The 541-nt window shown below is 65.1% G+C and carries 1 protein-coding gene; it reads right to left on the bottom strand.

The window, feature by feature from the left end; all coding sequences use genetic code 11:
• Nucleotides 1-35: 35 nt before the first annotated feature.
• Nucleotides 36-509 (bottom strand): head completion/stabilization protein, encoded by a 474-nt coding sequence (locus tag AACS18_RS05580; protein ID WP_108613915.1) that lies wholly within the window; start codon nt 507-509, stop codon nt 36-38.
• Between the last annotated feature and the right edge of the window lie 32 nt (nt 510-541).

The raw sequence follows: 541 nt of genomic DNA, 5'->3' as shown, positions 1-541 counted from the left end.
ATAGCCCTGGGCCTGCTGTTCACTCATCTCTTTACTCATATCAACGAGACCCCCGCGCGGTGTTTGCCCTTGATGCTGCGCACCAGTTGCTGACTTTCGGCCAGCAGTTGGGCCCGTTGCTCCGGCGCCCGCTCGGCCAGGTTGTTGGCCGCCGGCCGCTCGGTGACGCTGGCGAACTCCGGCAAGATGGCCGCCTTGGCGCGGGCGAACACCGCGGCCAGATACTGCTCGGTCAGGGCATTACTGCCGGCGTTAGAGCCACCTTGCAGGCTTGGCCCCGGCACCTCGGCGGCACTGGCATAGCCTTCGGCCATCAGCGCGGCCTGGCGCATCGCCAGCTGCAGGTTGATTTCCGAGATGGCAGCCAGCAGGGCGGCGCCAGTGGTCTGTTGGTCGAGGTCGGCAGGCAGGGCGCGGCGGCGCTCAAAATCGGCCACGGTCACATCGGGCCAAAACCCGTCATTGCGGATGGTGGCGGCGCTGTAGTCGATATCTTTGCCTGCAAACATCAGTGACCTCGCTGGTTGAATAGGTGCACCCC

It is taken from the genome of Aeromonas sp. HMWF015 (genome assembly GCF_963878965.1).
GTDB lineage: Bacteria > Pseudomonadota > Gammaproteobacteria > Enterobacterales > Aeromonadaceae > Aeromonas > Aeromonas veronii.
Note: the sequence above shows the minus strand (reverse complement) of the source record. Positions and strands in the feature narration are given on the sequence as shown.